19 protein-coding genes and 1 pseudogene are annotated in these 19743 nt (G+C 47.3%); 10 read left to right on the forward strand and 10 right to left on the reverse strand.

What is annotated here, in order from left to right:
• Positions 1-15: 15 nt before the first annotated feature.
• The 7 genes and pseudogenes from D908_RS12075 to hutW form a co-directional block, all read right to left on the reverse strand.
• Positions 16-1368 carry a GntP family permease gene (locus tag D908_RS12075; protein WP_005523866.1) on the reverse strand — a complete coding sequence of 451 codons (1353 nt, stop codon included), beginning with the start codon at positions 1366-1368 and terminating at the stop codon, positions 16-18.
• Between the two features lie 163 nt (positions 1369-1531).
• Positions 1532-2671, reverse strand: a complete 1140-nt coding sequence (locus tag D908_RS12070; RefSeq protein ID WP_000599526.1) for a PucR family transcriptional regulator — start codon at positions 2669-2671, stop codon at positions 1532-1534.
• A 167-nt stretch (positions 2672-2838) separates the two neighbouring features.
• Positions 2839-3824, reverse strand: a pseudogene (locus D908_RS0119170) (cytochrome-c peroxidase).
• A gap of 318 nt (positions 3825-4142) precedes the next feature.
• On the reverse strand, positions 4143-5879 hold the full coding sequence (locus D908_RS12065) for a methyl-accepting chemotaxis protein (protein ID WP_005523867.1): 1737 nt from the start codon (positions 5877-5879) through the stop codon (positions 4143-4145).
• A 379-nt stretch (positions 5880-6258) separates the two neighbouring features.
• On the reverse strand, positions 6259-6789 hold the full coding sequence (gene hutZ / locus D908_RS12060) for a heme utilization protein HutZ (RefSeq protein WP_000372765.1): 531 nt from the start codon (positions 6787-6789) through the stop codon (positions 6259-6261).
• 29 nt (positions 6790-6818) lie between these two features.
• Positions 6819-7322 carry a heme utilization cystosolic carrier protein HutX gene (gene hutX, locus D908_RS12055; RefSeq protein ID WP_005523869.1) on the reverse strand — a complete coding sequence of 168 codons (504 nt, stop codon included), beginning with the start codon at positions 7320-7322 and terminating at the stop codon, positions 6819-6821.
• Positions 7323-7345: 23 nt separating this feature from the next.
• Positions 7346-8707: a heme anaerobic degradation radical SAM methyltransferase ChuW/HutW gene (gene hutW, locus D908_RS12050; protein ID WP_005523870.1), complete on the reverse strand. Its 1362-nt coding sequence runs from the start codon at positions 8705-8707 to the stop codon at positions 7346-7348.
• Between the two features lie 245 nt (positions 8708-8952).
• On the opposite strand from hutW, the gene D908_RS12045 reads away from it, so the two are divergent.
• The 6 genes from D908_RS12045 (at position 8953) to D908_RS12020 (ending at position 13413) form a co-directional block, all read left to right on the forward strand.
• Entirely contained in the window at positions 8953-9648 is a 696-nt protein-coding gene (locus tag D908_RS12045; protein ID WP_032467569.1) for an energy transducer TonB, read from the forward strand.
• Entirely contained in the window at positions 9648-10334 is a 687-nt protein-coding gene (locus tag D908_RS12040) for a MotA/TolQ/ExbB proton channel family protein (protein ID WP_005523873.1), read from the forward strand. The genes D908_RS12045 and D908_RS12040 overlap by 1 nt, the downstream gene beginning before the upstream one ends.
• Complete coding sequence (locus tag D908_RS12035; protein WP_005523874.1) at positions 10331-10747, forward strand: ExbD/TolR family protein; 417 nt, start codon at positions 10331-10333, stop codon at positions 10745-10747. The genes D908_RS12040 and D908_RS12035 overlap by 4 nt, the downstream gene beginning before the upstream one ends.
• 10 nt (positions 10748-10757) lie before the next feature.
• Complete coding sequence (locus D908_RS12030; RefSeq protein ID WP_005523875.1) at positions 10758-11591, forward strand: heme/hemin ABC transporter substrate-binding protein; 834 nt, start codon at positions 10758-10760, stop codon at positions 11589-11591.
• A 101-nt stretch (positions 11592-11692) separates the two neighbouring features.
• Complete coding sequence (locus tag D908_RS12025) at positions 11693-12634, forward strand: FecCD family ABC transporter permease (RefSeq protein ID WP_235047346.1); 942 nt, start codon at positions 11693-11695, stop codon at positions 12632-12634.
• A complete protein-coding gene (locus tag D908_RS12020; RefSeq protein ID WP_005523879.1) occupies positions 12634-13413 on the forward strand; it encodes a heme ABC transporter ATP-binding protein in 780 nt (259 codons plus the stop codon). Before D908_RS12025 ends, D908_RS12020 begins: the two co-directional genes overlap by 1 nt.
• Positions 13414-13558: 145 nt before the next feature.
• Here D908_RS12020 and D908_RS12015 read toward each other — a convergent pair whose 3' ends face one another.
• Positions 13559-14020 (reverse strand): TetR family transcriptional regulator, encoded by a 462-nt coding sequence (locus D908_RS12015; RefSeq protein WP_001126281.1) that lies wholly within the window; start codon positions 14018-14020, stop codon positions 13559-13561.
• Between the two features lie 508 nt (positions 14021-14528).
• Here D908_RS12015 and D908_RS12010 point away from each other — a divergent pair.
• Complete coding sequence (locus D908_RS12010) at positions 14529-14831, forward strand: YfcZ/YiiS family protein (protein ID WP_001294882.1); 303 nt, start codon at positions 14529-14531, stop codon at positions 14829-14831.
• Positions 14832-14989: 158 nt separating this feature from the next.
• Entirely contained in the window at positions 14990-15589 is a 600-nt protein-coding gene (locus tag D908_RS12005) for a hypothetical protein (protein WP_005523880.1), read from the forward strand.
• Positions 15590-15672: 83 nt separating this feature from the next.
• Here the strand turns inward: D908_RS12005 and D908_RS12000 are convergent, their stop codons facing one another.
• The gene (locus D908_RS12000; protein WP_000204888.1) at positions 15673-16779 is read right to left on the reverse strand and encodes a 1-acyl-sn-glycerol-3-phosphate acyltransferase; all 1107 of its coding nucleotides are present in this window, start codon (positions 16777-16779) and stop codon (positions 15673-15675) included.
• Between the two features lie 167 nt (positions 16780-16946).
• On the opposite strand from D908_RS12000, the gene D908_RS11995 reads away from it, so the two are divergent.
• On the forward strand, positions 16947-17555 hold the full coding sequence (locus tag D908_RS11995; RefSeq protein ID WP_005523881.1) for a hypothetical protein: 609 nt from the start codon (positions 16947-16949) through the stop codon (positions 17553-17555).
• 150 nt (positions 17556-17705) lie between these two features.
• On the forward strand, positions 17706-19577 hold the full coding sequence (locus D908_RS11990) for a methyl-accepting chemotaxis protein (RefSeq protein ID WP_005523882.1): 1872 nt from the start codon (positions 17706-17708) through the stop codon (positions 19575-19577).
• 43 nt (positions 19578-19620) lie between these two features.
• Here the strand turns inward: D908_RS11990 and D908_RS21825 are convergent.
• On the reverse strand, positions 19621-19743 hold a 123-nt coding region (locus D908_RS21825; RefSeq protein WP_005523887.1), incomplete at its 5' end, for an IS4 family transposase.

The following is a 19743-nucleotide window of genomic DNA, read 5'->3' on the forward strand; positions in this document are numbered from 1 at the left end:
ACGCTCCTCAATCTTTTACAACAATATTAAGCTTAGAACATAAACCACAGCCATCGCAGTCACCCCTTGTACTAAGGTCGCCATGGTTTGTGCGCGGTAGGCCAAGCCCACACTCATGCGGCTAAACTGTGAAACCACCCAGAAGAAGCTGTCGTTCGCGTGAGAGACTGTCATCGCACCCGCGCCAATCGCCATTACGGTAAGGGCACGTCCCATTTCACTGTCTAAACCCAGTTGACCCAGAAGTGGCGCAACAAGCGCAGAGGTAGTAACCAGCGCTACCGTAGAAGAACCTTGTGCTGACTTCAGAGCCGCGGCCACGATGAATGGCATGAAGATGCCCACACCCAATGCAGAGAGCGTTGTGCCTAGGTAATCCCCTAGCGGAGTCGCTTTCAATACTGCACCAAAAGCACCACCTGCACCTGTGATGAGCAGGATAGGGGCTGCAGAAGTAATACCTTGGCTGATACGCTCACCAAACTCGGCTACTTTGTCGGTTGATTTCAGCAAACGCACTGACAACAGAAGACCAATCAACAATGCGGTCAGTGGTTGACCCAGGAAAGTCAGCACTTCAAACAGCATGCCTTTACCGACAGGGAAACTCGGGAATTTCGCGATAGAACCAAGGCAGATCAGCAGAATAGGCACAAAAATGGGGGCAAATGCCTGACTTGCGGTCGGTAATGTACCGTAAGAAGCTTTCAGCGCTTGCCAATCTTGTTTTGAACTTTCTTGAGAATCGACGATATCTGCTTCAACCTTTTGGAAACGGTTCGCCCACAACATACCGGCGATCGCCGCCACTGCCGCCACAAACAGACCAATTGCAATCACAAGACCAAGTTGTGATTCCAAACCTAGGTTACCTGCCGCAGCAATCGGGCCCGGTGTGGGTGGCACAAAGGTATGAGTGGCGTACAGGCCTGTTGCTAAGGCCACGCTCATTGCCACACTGGATGTCGCTAAACGTTTTGCCAGCGACTCTTTTAATGAGTTGAGGATAACGAAGCCTGAGTCACAAAACACAGGGATCGAAACGATGTAACCGATGATGCTCATGGTCAGCGTTGGAAAACGCTCACCCAGCAGCTTGATTACGGTATCTGCCATGGTAATGGCCGCACCGCTTTTCTCTAAAATCACACCGATGATCGTACCTAGTACAATCACTAACCCGATGTAACCGAGAATGCCGCCAAAACCCGTGGTGATGGTTTTAGCAATGCTGTCAGCCGGTAAACCATAGGCAAACGCTGCCACAAAGGCAGCAATAAGCAGAGCCAAAAATGGATGCAGTTTGAATTTGGTGGTGGCAAGCACAATGAAGGCTATCACCGCCAAAAGAATTAAGATCAGACTCATAAATCACTCCATGTCTTCTTTATAGGCTGAAGCTGGATGATCGTATGCCTCCAGCTTCTTGGTAGGGTCGGGATATTATCGGCCCTGCACGGAGCGATTCCTTTAGGCAGAACAACAAATACATTTATCAATAGAATGTTAAATTTTGGGCAAATGCACAAACTCACTCAGAATTTGAGAGCTGATACGCAATATAAAGTTCCGCCAGACCAAGCAATGAAGTGGTATCAATACCCGTGATTTCGGTGATCTTCTCTAATCGATAGCGCAGTGTATTACGATGGATAAACAAACTTTGTGCACATTCATTCAAATTGCCATTTGCTTTAAATAACGCATCTAACGTACGCAACAACTGCCCTGACCTATCGGCGGTTTGTAACTGAGTCATCACACTTACCCATTGCTCGCCTTGCCAACACTCACGTAAAGGGGAAAGCAATACTGGCAAACGCAACTCTTCATAGAGGTGCTTGTGTTTTTGTGGCTGACGCACTTGGCCAATACGCAACACCTGTTTGGCGCTTTGGTACGAAAGGTGTATCGAATTGGGATTTAAGAACAGTTGCCCCAGCGCAATGTCATACCCCGTAATGTCATAGGTTTTCAGCCTTGCCATTAGCTTATCAATTCGCAGGCTTTCGTATTCGCTGGTCCAATGTTCTGGTGTTCGGCAGGGTTTGAGCACCACAATCTCTTGCATTGAAACAACAGCAACAAGGTTGTCGCGCTCTGGGTGCTCTAGCAGCTCAACCACTTGGCGGATTTGATCCAAACTTTGCCCACTGCGCGGTTGGCGAAAAGCAATTACTACCGCGACTCGCGGTTTCGACAAATCAATGGAAAGCCTTGCAGCCCATGCTTCTAGCTCTGAAGGGGCGAGCGTGTTGTTGATCCAAGCAAAAATAAACTCTTCTCTGTGCCTTCGATCCCATTGCAACTGCTCCACCAAAGCCGCTTGCTCAATGATCATCTCGGCACTCATTTTCACCAAGTTGGCAAAATCGCGGATTTCATCTGGCTCTCCGGTAATCCCGACAATACCCACCACTTGTTGCTGATTTCGCAGCACCATGTTGATGCCCGGTTTCACACCTTTTAGTGACACACAACTCTGTGCGGTCAGTTCGACTGAATCACCATGCTTCAAGGCTAAAATAGCGCCATCATGCACCTGACCTAAGCGTTTTTTCTCGCCGCTGCCAATGATCACCCCCGCCTGATTCATCACGTTGATGTTGTAACCGATGATGGCCATGGTTCGATCGACAATTTGCTGGGCAAGTTGCGCATCTAAGATCATTTCTCGTCTCCACTCTTCACTAGGTTTTCACTTGATTCATCGGCAGCGAAACCAAGCTTGAGGGTATATAAATCTTTCCCAGCTTCGAGTCAGTGATAAGAACGGCGTTTTGTGATGATGCACAAAAAAGCTGCCCGTAGGCAGCTTAAAAATAGAGTATTTCCTCTTTAGATTTGCGGGCGAGCCGTTTCCAACGTTGAGGGTGGAAGATTAGGTAATACAACCTGTGGCTGTTCACCCGTCAGTGACTTCAAAAACTCGGTGATTTTGCCAGATTCTTCGCGGGTTAACTTTTGCCCCAACTGAATATCCGCCATCACTTCCACCGCTTGTTGCAGATCCCACACAGAGCCATCATGGAAGTAGGGATAAGTCAGCTCGATGTTACGCAGAGTAGGAACTTTAAACACGAATTTATCGACGTCATTTCCCGTCACTGCTTTACGGCCTTCATCCGGGTTTTGAGTGACAAATGGCTTCACTAACCCCATTTTTGGTACATCTGCCCACCCGCAAGTTCTCCACTATGACAAGCGGTACATCCTTTCTCTTTAAAGAGTTGATAGCCTTGTAATTGAGCAGTGGTGAGCGCGGCATCATCCCCTTTTAACCACAAATCAAAAGGAGCATTAGGAGTGCGTAAGGTTTTTTCAAAGGTGGCGATGGCATCGGTCACTTCGTTGATCGTGAACTCTTCTTTGCCATAGGCGGCTTTAAACCATTGACGATATTGCGGAATGGATTGCAATGTCTCAATCGCTAGGTCATGGCTAAACGCCATTTCCAACGGGTTTTCAATCGGGCCTGCCGCTTGTTCTTGCAGATCTTTCGCGCGACCATTCCAGAATTGAACAAAGTTCAGATCCGAGTTAAACACCGTTGGCGAATTGATGGGGCCAATCGCCCATTTGTGACCTATTGAACTTGGTAAGTTATCTACGCCACCTTTCGCTATGTTGTGACAAGAATTACACGAAATAGTATTGGAGGCGGAAAGGCGAGGATCGAACCAGAGCGTTTTACCTAATTCAACCTTTTGGCTATCAAGCCCTTGGATAAGTTCAATTGGCTTGATCGGTTCTTGTGCTAAACGTTCTGCCAGAGAAGGACTCGTGGCAACGGCCAACACAGATAGTATTAACATACGCTTCATATGACTTCCTTTTTGAGCAAATGGCGAGTGTCCTCACTACTCTGCGCATTTCTTAATCGATGCGCTGGCGCCAAAGTAAGGGAAAGTCTAGGGAAGTTAAAAAGGGAAAAAGCGATAAACTTAATGACAAAAATCGATGTTACAAAAAAGTAAACACTCAAAAACTTGACCATCAAACCCCTCACGAAGAATAACCCTGTCCAATGAAACAATTTACCAACAATTTCTATCGCACCTTGTCTTGATTTAGGTCAATTTCGTATATGGCAAAAAAATACCTTCGCAAGCGAAGGTATTTTTGATGCAACATCATCGATGTTAAGTACGAATATGGGCAATCGCACTATTGAGGTCATCAACGTTATGTTGAAGATCAACCACCACTGGCCCCAGTTGTTTAATCGCTTGGTTCATCTCTCCTGAGAGTGTTTTGATGGTGCTGAGATTGCTGGAAATCTCATCACTCACTGCCAATTGTTCTTCGGTCGCGGCTGCAATCGAAGTATTGAGTTTATGGATCTCGACGGCAGAACCTTGAATCGCAACCAAAGATTCATTTGCTACGCCCATATTGCCTCTGGTGGATTGCATTTTATCGGCACTGACACGAATCGTTTTGGTCGACATTTCGGCTTTTTCTTGCAGCATCGAAATCATAGTTTCAATTTCACCTGTCGATTCCTGAGTACGTTGCGCCAAGGAACGTACCTCATCAGCTACCACCGCAAACCCGCGCCCTTGTTCACCCGCACGAGCCGCTTCAATCGCCGCGTTCAAAGCCAGCAAGTTGGTCTGCTCAGCAATGGCTTTGATCACATCAAGCACGTTGCCCACGTTATTGGATTCGGTTGCCAGCTGTTGAATGATTTCTGAGGTTTTTTGGAACTCGCCATCCAAATCCGCGAACTCCCGGATGGTTTTTTCAAACACATGCTTGCTGCTGTTGGCTTCTTTTTCTGCACTACCCGCATACTCTTCTGCCATATTGGTGCTTTGTGCCACGCTCGACAACGCGGAGGTCATTTCTTCCATCGCGGTTGCAGCCATTTCCAACTCTTGGTCTTGCTGGCTTGCCATTTTCACGTTTTGATCTGTGATACTGCGAATAGTTTCCGAAATAGAAGAAATGGTGTGATTCACTTGGTTGATCTTAGTAATCGTGGTGCCATAGCTCGCGAGCACTTTGTTAATTGTACGCCCGATCACTCCTAACTCGTCTTCACCTTTCTCATCAACCCGCAGAGTAAGGTCTGAGTTATCGTCCACTTTTTGTAGAAGGAGCGCCATTCTATCAACGGGTGCCACAATTTTACGGTTGACGATGACGTAGCCAATAATCGCAATGATGGCCACCAACACTAAAGAGATATTCCCAATCAACACCACTTTTTGAACATCGGCGGCGGCTTGGTCAAATTGTCTTGCTGTACGAGCTTCAAGCTCTTGGAAAAAGCGATCAATCGGTGCCATGATTTTTGCTTTTTCACGATGGTATTCGTCACTGTGTAGTAATTGGATGGCCATGTTTACGTCAGGCTCACCTCTCACCGTATAGTTACCGCTGGCATCCGGGAACAAGCCTTTTACCGCATTCATGGCTTTCACTTCCATGTTGACTAAGGCATCCGAGTTATTTTGTGCTTCTTTAAGCAAGGCAAACTCTTTGTCACTAAAACCCAGATCTTTCATCATTTGCTGCAAAGCAATTGTTTTGCCATCTGGCTTAGGTTTTTGGCCGTATTGCAACACGAGATCCCAGTAAATCGTGTGATAGTTTTCAGGGCGAGGCTTTTTCCCATTACGAATATCTAGGATATCCATGTACATTTTTTCGTATTTTTCATCGCCAGTGACCACATAGGTTCGGCCTAAACGGGTAAGGTCATCCGAGCTTTGGCGTAGCTCGTCCGCAGCCTGATACGATTGATAACGTATCTTCGCCAGTTGGTCGGCTTGCTTTTCAAGGCTATCGAGTTGAAATACGGTAACCATAGTGATCGCAATCCCGACACCAATAGCGGCAAAAACAAGCTTCATCGTTGTGTTAATTTTCATGGAAGTTCCTTCTAGGAAAAAAGTGCAGATACGGTCATTTATCATGACTTTCTTGTTGTTACTTTCAGCTTAGAAGATGACCAGAAAACTTGTAGGCGAATTACGCTTTTTTTCTGTGAGTACTAAATAAGAAGGGATGTAAATGATGCATGGCTTGCATTTTTTGACTTAATAATCATTAGCAATGCCAACTCAGCGTGACTTCCATCAAACAAATTTAATGAAAAATGAACAGCAGAAAGCAAAGTGACTGGCTGCATTCTCTAACTAAACATTAAGTAGCGGCTAAAAACTAAGCGACTGATAGCTCAGTCGCTTAATCTACGAACCCAAAACTTACGTTTTAGTCAGGGATGATCAATAGAGGACATCGGCAGGTTTAGCCGTTAGAAATTTTACGGTGGCCTTCTTGCAGATGGATAAAATCAACCAGATCATCTCCCGAAACTTGGTACGCTTGGCCAAAACCTTTCACAAACAAACCTTGCTCTGGTTTTAAACGGAAAAGGATAAAGTCTTGCAGTTGGCTTAACCCATCAATGATCTCGCCAAAGCGTTCCCCCATTTGAGCAATCACTTGGCACCACAATTGGCTATCACGTTCAACGATGCTTGCTACTGCATCAAACGTCAAACGCTTACGGGCAAACAGCTGTTTAGCTTCTGATTCATCTTCAATCATCATGATCGAAACTTGCGGATTCACTTCTAAATTACGCGCATGACGGGCAATTTGCGAAATCAACACAAAATACCCTTCCTGATTTTGTACAAAAGGAGCGTAACTGACATTTGGGCGGCCTTGCACATCCACTGTCGCGAGCTGCAACGTTTTACGTTCTTGGCGAAATTCTTTGATTTCAGGCTCAAGACGACCTTGTAAGCGCTCTTGCTTAACTTGCTGATCCATCTCTTTCTCCTCAACGATGGCAATAGTTATTATTGTTTGTGTTGTTGCTGCATCGCTTTGAAGCGTGCAACTTGTTCTGGAATCAATTCGCGCTTTTCATCTCGCCCAAGATAAATTTTGAAAGCATTGTCACCCTGCTCAGTAAAAAAACCAAAGTAGTGGCTTTCACGCCCCATGAATGGCTTGCTCACCAGCGCAACATGGCTGATGTTGTCCAATTTCAGGTGGCCATGCAGCTCACCCTCTCGCCCCATTAAATTGTAGTAACCACGCGCCACCTTGCCTTTAGGAAACGGTGCTTTCACTTCAAAAATAGATCCCGCGACGGTGATGATTGTGGTCACTGGGCCCCAATCCGGCAGGCTTTCCAAGATGGCTTGTGCTTGGTTGCCATCCACGACGGCGACCATATCATCTGGCAGCGCATTGACCACTTCGAATTCAGTCACATTAAGCTGTTCTGCCATTGCGGCGGGTAATAGAGTGGGTTGCTGCTCAAGCAGTTGAGCGACTTGCTGTTGTAATGATTCCATGAATTTTTCCAATTTCGTGATGCTTATGCGATACGCTGCTGCTGATGTTGGTACGAATGAATGAGCACTTGAATGCACGCTTGCGCCAAGCTGACCGACCAAAAACGGCCAGCGGTGGTGAGGGTCAAATACTCGTGTTCTACTTCCACTAAGCCCACTGACTGCCAACGTAAAAATAGCGGCATTAGCCAGTCAAATGTGGAGTGGTGATTGAATTTTGGCAAGCGCTGTTTGGCAACGACCCCTGAATCAAAACCCGATTTTAAGGCCGCGAATAACGGTTCACACGCATGCTGGCGAGCCATCATGGCAACTAAAGGTTGGCCATTTTGCATCGCATCAAGATAAGTAGATAGTTGGCGATGCTGCATGATGGAATAACCGCTAATATTGCCACCAGCACCACAGCCAATCGGCAAGACTTCTGCGTACGTTTTCGCAAGGCTGTTGTAAAGGCTACGTTCACGATTATCACGTGCCCAGTGGTTCACACTGACTGGGCGCAGATGATGCTTCGCCATAAACTCTACCCCGATTTGATATAAGGTGGCTTTATCTGGCGTGGTCGCGGGCGGTGGCAACTTACCCTTCTCAACCAGATTGAGCATTGGCGCTGAGCCCCCAACCATCAGTTGATAAAGATCGATGCCTTGTGCGCCTGTATCCATAAAGTCTTGCAGATCTTGCTCGAACACCTGCGCCGTTTGATATGGCAAACCATACAGCAAATCAATCACAATCGGCGCTTGCTGAGTCGCGGCTAACGCGGCGATTCGTTTTATCACCACTTCGCGGTCATCAAGTCGTTTTGCACGACGGCGCACTTGGGTATTAAAACTCTGCACACCAAAAGAGAAACGGTTAAAACCACCCTCAAGCGCCTGATCGAACATCTTGTCACTGAAACGATTAATCCGACCTTCTAAGGTAATTTCGCAATCCACCGTCAGCGGAAACGAGTGACGAATCGCCCTGCCCAACTGACGAATTTGCTGCGGTGATAACTCAGTAGGTGTTCCCCCACCAATATAGACCGCGTGAAATACGCCTGTCTGCGTCCAAGGCAAGGCGGCTTTTTGTTTGAGTTCTTCCATTAATGCAGCGAAGTACGCATCCACTAACTGGCGGCTGGCCGCATTTTGAAAGAAATTGCAGAAGGTGCAACGAACCCGACAAAACGGCACATGAATATAAAGACAACGAACCTGTTGGCGCTGACTGACTTGCTGTGTGACCTGCTGCCATAGTGTCGTTTGCTCATGAGCAGGCACTGGCGTCGCAACGCCACCTGCGTGGGCTGAGTGTTTGTTTTTGAAAGCGAAACGCAAGGGATCAGATGTTTCTGCACCCAAGATCGATTCATCAAAACTATCTAAAATCAACATACCATTTCTCAAGCCAACACTTATACAGCAAGGGCTGCGCTTCATTTCATTCAACACAAGAAAAAATGATAATTTGATGCAAATGATAATGCAATTGATAATTGATCTTATTTAATCGCTGAGCAATAATACTTGCTCTACACCCTGAAAGGAATGCGTGTCGCCATAGCTAAACCGCACTCCGTCATCAACACGAGTTAAAGCGACATGCTGGAATATGTTGTTCATCAGCGAGGAAGAGAAACGTGAATCTGAAGAGATATGTTATTGCGGGAGGGCTTTCTATGGCTTTTCATGCTTTATTGCTTATCACGACGGATGAAGCCCAAGTCTTTGCTATGCCTGCCGGAAATCCGAGCCAATACGTTTCGCTCAACATGGTCGCGATGCCAAAATCCGCGCCCGCCCCAACCGATCCCGTGAAGCCGTCGCCTCCTCAAAAGCAAGTTAAGCCGGAACCCGTGCTACCGAAAGCAGCGGTCAAGCCCAAGCCACAACCGCAAGCAACCAAAAACCCCGTACCGGTAGAACAAGCAAAGCAAGCACCGGCAGCTAAACCTGTACCAGAGAAAGTTGAAACAAACACTCAGAACGAGCCAAAAACCCAGCAAACGGCTGCCAAACCTACGACGGCAAGCAAAGGGGTCAGTAGCCAACCGATTTTGGTCGACAAGCCCGCTTTCGTCAGTGCTCCAGTACAACCTCGTTATCCGCGTGTGGCACAAAAACGCGGCATCGAAGGCACTGTAATGTATGAAATATGGCTTGATGAGCAAGGTAATCAGATCCAGCAATATTTGATCACCTCATCAGGGACAGAAGTTTTAGATAAATCGGCTCTTGAAGCGATTAAACAGTGGAAATTTTCCCCACGCATTCTTGATGGTGTGCCCGTCGCTCACCGAGTTCACATCCCTGTTCGTTTCAAATTGGAAGGCTAATGGAACCGTTACAACAACTCCAACAACAGCTGGGCCTAATGGCTTGGCCACTTTTCAGTTGCTCTGCATTGACGGTAATGCTGCTGGCAGAGCGCCTATTTCAAGTTCTTCTCAGCCTCACCGTAGGCAAAGGAGCGATTCGCCATGCGTTGCGGGCGGCCTCTCCAAACAACACAACGCAACTCGCCGAACTGACCGAGCATTTTTCCAGTAAGCGCCCGGTACTCTACCGCGGCGTAGCCATGTTATTAGCCCATCATCAGTTCGACAAAGTGCTGCGTGAAGACGCTGCGGGTATCTGGCTGCAAGAGCAGCGTCACCAATTTAGCTCGGGGTTACGTTTGCTGACACTGATTGGCGTGATCAGCCCGTTGCTCGGTCTGCTGGGTACGGTGTTGGGCTTGATTGAAATGTTTAAGGGCGTGGCAGCAACGACAGGCAGTGTTACTCCAAACGTGTTGGCAGATGGTTTAGGGATTGCCATGTACACCACCGCCGCAGGCTTGATGATTGCGCTACCCGCTGTAGCAGGAGCTCAACTGTTGAATCTGTGGGCCGACCGAACCATGGCTAAGTTGGAACATACACTCAACTACGTCAATCTCTGGTTAGAGGGCATGACGTTACACACCGATGGATCTTTATCGGTAGTGATTCCACAGGAATCACCGGCGGAAAATGTATGATTAAGTCGCCCACCAAACCCAACGATTTAGGGCTCACGCCCGATCTCACACCACTACTGGACATCATTTTCATCGTGATGGTGTTTTTGCTGCTGACCGCTTCGGTACGCCTTGAGTCTTTAGAAGTGGCTTTGCCAACAACCGATTCTCCAGTAGTAAATGAGGTGGATAAAGAGTCCATCACCATCAATCTCCTCGCTACTGAGCCTTATTGGGCCATTGATGGCAAACCTTATCTAGATTGGCATAACTTCTCGCTGGCACTGCTCGAAACCGTGCAAAGCAGTAAGCGACCGATTGTGATCGGCGCAGATCAAGGCGCAGAAGTGCAACAACTGGTCAAACTGTTGGGCTTTTTACAAGAGCATGGCATTCAGGCCACCCAGTTACTCACTGAACCCCCTCACTCTTAATGGAAACAAGATGAAATTGACTCAATCATTGGCTTTATTGCTGGCCTGCTGCACAACAGGTGTGAGCGTTGCTCAAGAAAGGATCGTCAGTGCGGGAAGCGCCGTCACTGAACTAATGTTGGCACTGGGCGCAGAGCAACAATTGGTCGCTGTCGATGTGACCAGTGAAGTGCCAAGTTCACTCAATCTTCCAACTATCGGCTATCACCGCCGTTTAGCCGCCGAAGGTTTGCTGGCTCTCGCGCCGACTCAACTGATTGGTTCTGATGAAATGGGGCCGGAGACCGCCTTGCAACAGCTGCGCAGCGCTGGGATCCAAGTCAGCGTGATCAACAGTGATTCCACAGCACAAGGGTTGTTAAGCCGTATTGATCAAATTGCTAAGCTCACCCATACCGAGCAAAATGCGCATGCGATTAAGGAAACGGTTGAGCAGCAAATCAATGCCCTGCAAGCCAAGCAGCCAGATACAGCTAAAAAAGTGCTCTTTTTGCTGCTGCATGAAGGGCGCGCTGCCAATGTTGCAGGGAGCGATACCGTGCCCGACACCATTATTCGTTTAGCCGGAGCAAAAAACCCCGCGGCGGATGCGATTTCCTCTTATAAGCCACTTTCCATGGAAGCCATGATTGAAATGCAGCCTGACATGGTTTTGGTGAGCGGCCGCAGCTTAGAAAAACTCGGCGGTGCCGATGCGGTACTCAAAGCCGTACCTATGCTCACGGCAACCCCTGCGGGCCAGAACAAAAATATCGTCGCGATTGATGGACACGCTTTGGTGGGTGGGCTAGGGCTAAAAAGTTTACAAGAAGCACAACGCATTCAAGCTCTGCTCTACCCTTGAGGCTCCACCCAGTGTTAAGACGATTTCCATTTGCTGTGACTGTCAGCTTCCTTCTGCTGGCCGTCGTTTTTTCAGGACTCTACTCGATTACCGTCGGGCCGATGAACATCACCATCGCCGACAGTATTCATAGCCTGCTTTTCCGCTCAGAGCAGCTCGCCAATTCCATTCACTTGGTTATCCATGACATTCGATTACCTCGCACCTTGCTCTGTTTGCTGGTTGGGGCAATTCTGGCCTTGTGCGGCACCGCCATGCAGGGGCTGTTTCGTAACCCTTTAGCCGAGCCCGGCATTATTGGCGTTTCCTCCGGCGCATCACTTGGTGCCGCTCTCGCCATCGTATTATTAAGCGAAGTGACCTTCGATGCATCTTGGTTTACTAGACTGATGTTGCCAATCGCAGCCTTTATCGGTGGTGCGCTGACTACGGTTTTGGTGTATCGCTTAGGTACATCCAAGTTCGGCACTTCAGTCACCATCATGCTGCTCGCAGGGGTGGCCATTTCGGCTCTCGCGGGTGCGGGCATTGGCTATCTCAACTATCTGGCCAGTGATCAAATGCTGCGCGATCTCACCCTTTGGTCGATGGGTTCAATGGCGGGGGCAAACACTGCTAGCCTCTTACTGTGTAGCGCAACTTTACTGCTTTTATTTGGCTATTTTCGCTGGCGAGCCATGGCGCTGAATGCGCTTTTACTCGGAGAGGCCGAAGCTCGTCACCTCGGAGTGCCCGTACAAAAACTTAAACGTGAGATGATTTTGCTCTCGGCGATTGGTGTGGGTGTCGCGGTCAGTGCAGCGGGAATGATCGGCTTTGTGGGCTTGGTTGTCCCCCATATTGGCCGCATGTTAGTCGGGCCAGATCATCGTAACCTCGTGCCCATTTCTGCCCTATTGGGTGCCTTAATGCTGACCCTTGCCGATATGGTAGCGCGTGTTGCTGTAGCACCTGCTGAATTACCGATTGGGATCGTCACTGCACTGGTGGGGGCTCCCTTCTTCCTCTATCTGTTATTCCAACAAAAAGGGCGAATATTCTGATGCGTACTATCGCCATTCAAGGCTCAGACCTCTGTGTCACCTACGGATCACGCCTCGTACTCGACCATGTGGACATCACTCTACGTTGTGGCGAAGTCGCGGCTTTACTTGGCCCTAACGGTGCAGGCAAAAGTACCTTACTAAAGCTACTCAGTGGGGAAATGGCTAGCACAGGATCGCTGCGTTATTTTGATCGTCCATCTGAGCAGTGGCCAGCCGAGAAGCTGGCTCGCCATTTAGGGATTTTGCCCCAGCAAAGCACGCTAAGCTTCCCATTTACGGTTCAGGAAGTCGTTGAGTTGGGGGCTATTCCACTCAAATTACCCCGAAAAGAGGTTGAGCGTGTCGCACGCGATTACATGCAGAAAACTGATGTTCTGCATCTCGCCTCAAGCCTCTATCCATCCCTTTCTGGCGGCGAAAAGCAGCGCTTACATCTGGCTCGTGTTTTGACTCAATTGCATCAAGCGGGAAAACAACGAATTCTGATGCTCGATGAGCCGACATCGGCACTGGATTTGGCTCATCAGCACAATACGCTGCAATTAGCGCGACAGTTAGCTAATGAGGAAGAATGCGCTGTGGTCATCGTTTTGCATGATTTGAACCTTGCAGCCCAGTATGCAGACCGCATGATTCTGCTCCATCAAGGCAAGATAGTGTGTGACGCAACGCCCTGGCAAGCGCTGACAGCAGAAAGGATTGAACAAGTTTATGGTTATCAGGCCTTGATAGAGGCGCACCCAACCCAAGATTTTCCGATGGTTTACCCAACCTAAAGTGACACATAGTTCAGCTTATGTTTATTGCTAGACCATCAGATACAGCAATCAGATACAACAAATAAGAAGTGCCATCCCCATGAACATGGGGATTCAACTCATGATTAATTCAGTTTAATTAGGAAAAGAATGGTGAACTTTCTTAGTTCACCATGCTAACGAGCGAGCGCCCAAGCAGCCACTCCACTTCTTTTTGGCTTTCTTGACCAAATTTTTCTTCAGTCATTTTGTACAAACGAGTCACGCCTTTATGAGCAAAATCATGGGCGCGTTCTGCCGTCACGATATGGTGAAAAAGCAAACGTAAAATCGCTACGAACTCCGATTTTTCCATCGCTTGTAACCAACTCGAGCGAAACGCTTCGATATCATTGTCAAAATCAAGATGTTCCATAAACATCTTAAAAATCCGCCCATCTAAAGCGGAGGCGAAATCCGTTTTTTTCGGGAAATGGTGACTAATACCCGTTCGAGAAACGCCAGTCTGCTGACTGAGTGTGGTGTAAGACATTTTGTCATAACCCAGTCGAAGCAACTGGTCGACAACTGCATCCATAATAGTCTGAATCGTCACTTCAGTATCTTCTTTACTACGCTTAGGCATGGTTAAGGCTCTTTTCTAACGTCAATTCATTGTCTGCTTACAAACCAAGCAGCACGATAATTCTCATTAAAATGATCGGGGCAAACACAAAGACGAAGTGAACCCATTTTTTACGTTTTGGCTCGCCAATTCAATACTAGACAGCCAACCCATGATTTCTCGCTTTTACATAAGTCTTTGTTACTTTTTTTGAACAAGGTCACTTGCAAAAAACAGAGCTGGCTATATCACCGCAATAAATCATATTTTGGTATGCAAATAATCCAACAAAGTATTGAGCCTGACAATGAACTGGTCGAAATTCTGACAATTTTCCGACACTTGGAACGCCAAATTACCGGAGAAGATCACAGAAGTCCCTACTCTACTCAGCCGTAGGATTATGCTTTTATTAAGCATTTTGTTGCATTATTTTCTATATCACGGCCATAAAGTAGCAGACCATTTTTGTAGCGTAAGCGCGAAGAGAGGACTAAAATGGCCACATTATTAGTAAGAGGATTAGAGTATGAGTGAACAAGCCTGTGTAGAAAATGAAGTCTGTGAAGCTTGCGGCTGTGCCGGAGAAATCGGCTTTATCATTCGTGAAGGTGACGATGTTGCTGAAGTTTCTCTGTTTGGTTCTGATAAAGCGCATCTCGAAGGCAAGCTAGCCGAGTACATTACGCTGGCAAAACAAGTGTGTGCAAACGTGGAATATGAAGTGGCTCCTGCTGCCGATAATGCTACTGAGCTGCATGCGCGTTTTAAATTTGAAGTGAGTGCTGAAAAACTGATTTTTGAACTGAAAACACGTGCGCTAGCACGCTAGTTGTGAAGCAATAACATTGAGCGGGCTTTTAGCCCGCTTTTCTTTATTCACTTTCTATCCGATTCCTGTTCCAAATAGGAAGAGAAATAAAGCTTACTCCACTCCCGCCGATACTCTTTATACTTGCAGAACTCGCCACACAGGATAAATGGTACTCCATGATGTTTCGTATTATTGCGCTTTCTCTCTCGCTTATTGCGGGTTACTCGCAAGCGATCGCTCTCGATCTGTACATGGTACTCAACCATCTGGATAACTATGGGAATCTCGATTTACGAGGCAAGCCTTATACGTCCTTGCCTGAAAACTTCCACATCAAAGGCAATTTGAACATCGCAAAAACATCTATGAAGTCCTTACCCAAAGGCACCACGATTGATGGCAGCCTCGATGCCTCTAACAGTTTGTTAGAAAAGATCCCGCGTGGTACCAAAATCAAGGGTTATGCCAATTTACTCGGGACGAAAATTCAGTCTTGGCCCTCAGGCATTAGTGTCGGCGGTTATCTGAACCTCACCGATACCCCACTCACCAACCTCCCTCCCCGTTTAACCGTAAAAGGTGATTTGAGTGTGATTCGTACACCACTGACTGAGCTGCCTGACGGTGTCGTGATTGAAGGCAATCTCTACATCGGCGGTTCTAAAATTACCCGTTTCCCTGAAACTATGACGGTCAAAGGCAATATTTACCTAGGTGGAAACCAAATCAGTCAATGGCCGACGAATTTGACTCTTGGTGGCGCAGTGGCTCGTTAAAAGAGCCGCTTAGAGCAGTAAAAAATAAGAGGAGCCTAAGCTCCTCTTCTCAATGACGGCGATAAAACATCTTCGGGTTAGATTTAGATATGGTTGCGAACAGGATTCGCGTAAGCATCCAGCAGATAAGAATGCGCAGGTTCTGGTAACTGAGCCAGTTTCGCCTTTAATACTGCGCGAACGTCTTCGCTGATGTCCTGATCGTCCTGCCCAGCCGCTAAGCGGTTGATCGGGTACAGCACATAGTTTTGGTGGATCTGTCTATCAATCTCTTGCGCTAGCGCTTCTGGTGTCTCGAACGGTTGCGTAATCACATCACCAAAAGCCACATGCACACGACCTTTATCACCCACAATGCCTTGAATGATGCTTTCGATATCTTCGAACTCACCTTTTTCATAGCTACCTTGTGTCGCTTTCTCGTAAAGCTCACGAGCTTTGGCAATGTCACAAGGGTCGTTTTCGTAAGAGATCGACACAGGCACTAGGTTGAGTGAACGGACATAATCAGCAAACTCAATCTTTTGACGACGCCCTTCAACATGGAACATTTTCAAAATCGCAGGATCGGTTTGATCGTTACCGTCTTTCGCACGTCCTTCTTTCTGAGCAATCCAAATGGAATGCCCCGTATCCAGTGAATGCTTGATGTAAGCCGAGAGTGTACCGAGTGCTTTCATCATCTCGCGCGGGCCTTTCGCAGAACGCTTCACAATAAAGCTCTTGTTCAGACGCATCAGTTCTGTGGCACAGGGCTTTTTCAGCAGGTTATCACCGATTGCAATACGCATGGTGCGGTGGCCAGCCATATGTAACCCGTAGTTAACCAACGCGGGATCCATCGCGATATCGCGATGATTACAGATGAACAAATAGGCTTGATCTTTCGCCAGCTTATCCAAACCACTGTAAGTCACACCTTGGGTGGTTTGCTCTAGCGTTTGGTCTAGGTATTTTTTCACCTCAAGCTGAATGGCTTCTACGCTGTCCAGCTTCGCCCATTTACGCTTCAGGTAAATCTTAACGAGTGGTGCCATCAACGCACGTAACCAAGCGGCATGGTGTTTGAAACGATGTTGTAAAATCGCAGAAATGAACTCTTGGTCATTGATCAGACGAGAGAGCGCTGCAGGTATCTCGTCATCATTGTAAGGACGAATATCAATATAAGGATCAGTTGTTGAAGTCATAGGTTTGTACATCAGATAAAAAGCTGGCCTATTCTACGCATAGTTAGCCATGCTATCAGCAAGGATGTCTAAGGTCAGACCAGAGTAATGTATCCCAAAATAACGGGAATTGGCTTTTTATGCGATAAGCGTTAATCTTAGCGCCCTTAAAATTCCCGAGGCATCTTATGAACTACGCTATTCAGTCTGAAACGCGCCATTATCCCTACCTTGAGATTACGGCTCGTAAACGCTCGCTAAAACACAGTCTGATCCGCGTTGAACAAGGTTTAGTACTCTGTAGACTCGGGAAACATGAGTATGCCGTGGAACGCGGACAAACGCTTTGGATTCCTTTCGACTGCTTGTGTGGCCTCACATTTTTTCCTGATACGCAGATCACTCGCGTCGATTTTTCACTGCGCTTAAATGCACACTTCCCTCACAATGCGGGCTTTATCAAACTGTCTGAACTGGCCATTGCGCTGCTTAATCGCCTACAAGGCTGTGAGCGTGACCACCCAGCTTTCGCTCATTTAACCCAATTGTTGATGCTGGATCTCACCTCTTGTGAGCCTAAACTCAAAAACTCACCACTGAGCCAAGCACTCGCAACCTGGCAACCAGAAGCACATTCGAGTGTCACCAAAGAACAGCATGTGGTCTTACTGGTGCGCGAAGCCTTAAAGCGTTCGCAATCCGGTGCTCAGACACAGAGCATTATTGAGCAATTATTTTCTGGTAGCGCGGTGCAGTATCAGCAACTGTGTATGCTCATATTAGGTCGCACACTATAAGCATGTAATTGCACAGAATATATTCCAATACAAATCAAATCGTTATCACAAACTCTATATAAAAGTGTGATCGCTAACTGGCTGAATTTCAGAAACGTAACTATAAATTTATTAATAACAATAACCCTATAGTTATAGAAAGGAATCAAGATGAAATTCAGCCATAAAATTGTCGCTGCCTCGTCTGTACTTTTGCTTACTACCGTTGCATTACTTTCTGGAAGCCAATACTTCAAAGTCCGTGATGAAATCCGCAGCATGGTTGCGGCCAGCGTTGATGAAATTGTGGATGGCGTAAGTAAAACCACTGCAGAAGTGATCAACGGAAGAAAAAACATCGCTCAATACGCAACCAGTTTGGTTGAAAGTAATCCTGAAGCTGACAGTGTGCGCGCCGTTATCAGCCAACCCATAGTCAAAAATACCTTCCTCTTAGTTGGTTTTGGCTTGGAAAAAGATGGCTCCAATATCAACAACGACCCAAGTTGGAACCCTGGACCAACATGGGATCCTCGTGTTCGCCCATGGTATAAAGACGCCAAAAATGCGGGCAAGCTCGTCATTACCGCTCCTTACGCCGATTCTGCATCAGGGGAAATTCTGGTTTCTATCGCCGCTCCAGTAAAAGATAAAACTGGCCAGTTCCTTGGCTCCATTTTTTACGATGTTAGCTTGGCGGAACTTGCCCAACTGGTAAACGAAGTCAAACTGTTTAATGCAGGCTATGTATTCATCGTGGCCGAAGATGGCACCACCATCGCTCACCCGAAAAAAGAGTACAACGGCAAACCTATGTCGGAGTTTTTAGGTGAAAGCAGAATTAATCCCGATACCCATCAAGTGATCATCAATGGCAAACCTTATGCCGTCAGCTTTTCTGATGTCAAAGGTGAAAAATGGTACGTCGGTGTCGTGATTGATGAAGAAATTGCCTACGCCGCACTGGATGAACTCAGAAGAAGCACACTGATTTTTACCGCGATAGCGTTAGCAGTCAGCGTGTTTATTCTGCTGTTTATCGTTCGCCTACTCATGAAACCACTGGATACACTGAACGATGCGATTCAAAACGTTGCTTCCGGTGAGGGTGATTTAACTCAGCGTTTAAGCACCAACACAGATGAAGAGTTTGCGAAACTTGCCATCGGCTTCAACACCTTTACTGAAAACTTACAGAAACAGTTAATTCAATCTAAAGCGATTGGTGCTGAGATCTTACGAGGTTCAGAATCGACATCGATGACGTTACAACAATCGGCAGAAGCGATGCGTTCTCAATTGCATGAATTGGAACAACTCGCAACCGCAATGCATGAAATGGCCACCACTTCATCCGATGTAGCAAACAACGCACAAGGTGCAGCGACGGCGGCGAAAGAAGCCGATGAAGCAGCCGCTTCCGGTACCGACGTGGTAACCAAAACCACCAAAGCGATCGATACCCTTTCAGCGACGATTGATGCCGCCGTATCGGATGTGAAAGTGCTAGAAAGTGCCACAGCCAACATCGAAACCGTATTGAAAGTGATCAACGACATCGCAGACCAAACCAACCTGCTTGCGCTCAACGCGGCTATCGAAGCGGCTCGTGCGGGTGAATCAGGACGTGGTTTCGCCGTGGTTGCCGATGAAGTTCGTACACTAGCGCAGCGTACTCAACAGTCTACGACTGAAATTCGCAGCATGATTGAGAAACTGCAATCAGGAGCCAATGCCGTTGCCGTAGCAATGGGACACAGCAAGGATACGGCGACCAATGCAGTAACTCAGGCACAGGGCGCGAATGAAGCGTTAGAGAAAATTCGTCACGCGATTCAACAAATCAGTGATATGAACATTCAAATCGCTTCCGCAGCGGAAGAACAGAGCCTAGTTGCTGAAGAGATCAACAACAACACAGTGAAGATCAAAGACCTGTCCGATCAAGTCGCCATCTCTGCGGATGAAGCAAACATGTCTATGCAAGTGCAGACAGAAAACATCCGTGAACAGGATGCGATTTTGAATAAGTTCAAAGTGTAATCCTGACCAAAACTAAAAAACCTCCCATTGGGCTGTCTCTTGATCACATTTCATGCTCAAGAGACATTGCAAGCTCGTAACCTTCAAGGATGGTTTGTAGTTTGAACCATCCTTCCCAAAGTCGCTCCCAGCCCACTATTCCTGTTCGTTTACTATCGTGCCACCC

It is taken from the genome of Vibrio mimicus CAIM 602 (genome assembly GCF_000338875.1).
GTDB classification, from domain to species: domain Bacteria; phylum Pseudomonadota; class Gammaproteobacteria; order Enterobacterales; family Vibrionaceae; genus Vibrio; species Vibrio mimicus.

Coding starts and splice junctions, on each gene's coding strand:
- D908_RS12075 (WP_005523866.1), bottom strand. CDS start 1,368: ATGAGTCTGATCTTAATTCTTTTGGCGGTGATAGCCTTCATTGTGCTT.
- D908_RS12070 (WP_000599526.1), bottom strand. CDS start 2,671: ATGATCTTAGATGCGCAACTTGCCCAGCAAATTGTCGATCGAACCATG.
- D908_RS12065 (WP_005523867.1), bottom strand. CDS start 5,879: ATGAAAATTAACACAACGATGAAGCTTGTTTTTGCCGCTATTGGTGTC.
- hutZ (WP_000372765.1), bottom strand. CDS start 6,789: ATGGATCAGCAAGTTAAGCAAGAGCGCTTACAAGGTCGTCTTGAGCCT.
- hutX (WP_005523869.1), bottom strand. CDS start 7,322: ATGGAATCATTACAACAGCAAGTCGCTCAACTGCTTGAGCAGCAACCC.
- hutW (WP_005523870.1), bottom strand. CDS start 8,707: ATGTTGATTTTAGATAGTTTTGATGAATCGATCTTGGGTGCAGAAACA.
- D908_RS12040 (WP_005523873.1), top strand. CDS start 9,648: ATGGAACCGTTACAACAACTCCAACAACAGCTGGGCCTAATGGCTTGG.
- D908_RS12035 (WP_005523874.1), top strand. CDS start 10,331: ATGATTAAGTCGCCCACCAAACCCAACGATTTAGGGCTCACGCCCGAT.
- D908_RS12030 (WP_005523875.1), top strand. CDS start 10,758: ATGAAATTGACTCAATCATTGGCTTTATTGCTGGCCTGCTGCACAACA.
- D908_RS12025 (WP_235047346.1), top strand. CDS start 11,693: ATGAACATCACCATCGCCGACAGTATTCATAGCCTGCTTTTCCGCTCA.
- D908_RS12020 (WP_005523879.1), top strand. CDS start 12,634: ATGCGTACTATCGCCATTCAAGGCTCAGACCTCTGTGTCACCTACGGA.
- D908_RS12015 (WP_001126281.1), bottom strand. CDS start 14,020: ATGCCTAAGCGTAGTAAAGAAGATACTGAAGTGACGATTCAGACTATT.
- D908_RS12010 (WP_001294882.1), top strand. CDS start 14,529: ATGAGTGAACAAGCCTGTGTAGAAAATGAAGTCTGTGAAGCTTGCGGC.
- D908_RS12005 (WP_005523880.1), top strand. CDS start 14,990: ATGATGTTTCGTATTATTGCGCTTTCTCTCTCGCTTATTGCGGGTTAC.
- D908_RS12000 (WP_000204888.1), bottom strand. CDS start 16,779: ATGACTTCAACAACTGATCCTTATATTGATATTCGTCCTTACAATGAT.
- D908_RS11995 (WP_005523881.1), top strand. CDS start 16,947: ATGAACTACGCTATTCAGTCTGAAACGCGCCATTATCCCTACCTTGAG.
- D908_RS11990 (WP_005523882.1), top strand. CDS start 17,706: ATGAAATTCAGCCATAAAATTGTCGCTGCCTCGTCTGTACTTTTGCTT.